The sequence below is a fragment of the Paenibacillus sp. MAHUQ-63 genome, assembly GCF_028765165.1.
GTDB lineage: Bacteria > Bacillota > Bacilli > Paenibacillales > NBRC-103111 > Paenibacillus_E.
On sequence record NZ_JARADB010000031.1, the window covers coordinates 1 to 659 of the forward strand.

At 51.1% G+C, this 659-nt stretch carries 1 tRNA gene and 2 rRNA genes; all 3 read left to right on the forward strand.

Going from position 1 to position 659, the window contains the following annotated elements:
- Positions 1-228 (forward strand): 16S ribosomal RNA (locus PUT07_RS35330); the annotation flags it as partial.
- Positions 229-339: 111 nt separating this feature from the next.
- A tRNA-Ala gene (locus PUT07_RS35335) sits at positions 340-415 on the forward strand.
- Between the two features lie 126 nt (positions 416-541).
- Positions 542-659: ribosomal RNA gene (locus tag PUT07_RS35340) — 23S ribosomal RNA — on the forward strand; the annotation flags it as partial.

Consider the following 659-nt stretch of genomic DNA (forward strand, 5'->3'; position numbering starts at 1 on the left):
TGCAACTCGCCTGCATGAAGTCGGAATTGCTAGTAATCGCGGATCAGCATGCCGCGGTGAATACGTTCCCGGGTCTTGTACACACCGCCCGTCACACCACGAGAGTTTACAACACCCGAAGTCGGTGAGGTAACCGCAAGGGGCCAGCCGCCGAAGGTGGGGTAGATGATTGGGGTGAAGTCGTAACAAGGTAGCCGTATCGGAAGGTGCGGCTGGATCACCTCCTTTCTATGGAGACTCGTGTCTGACAGACACAGTCAAGCTGATTGTTCATCGCATTTGTTCAGTTTTGATGGAGCTTGTGCGCATCTCTTGAAGCGTATCGACTGACATCAATATGGGGCCATAGCTCAGCTGGGAGAGCGCCTGCCTTGCAAGCAGGAGGTCAGCGGTTCGATCCCGCTTGGCTCCACCATATAATATGGTTGACGAATCTTCGATTCGCAACTTTGTTCCTTGAAAACTAGATAACGAAACGAAAGTAAATGTAAGAACTTAGGTAGCATGACTTGTTCATGCGAATCTTTAAATGTTTTTTCTAGGTTAAGCTAGAAAGAGCACACGGAGGATGCCTAGGCACTAGGAGCCGATGAAGGACGTGGCGAACGACGAAATGCCTCGGGGAGCCGTAAGCAGGCTTTGATCCGGGGATGTCCGAA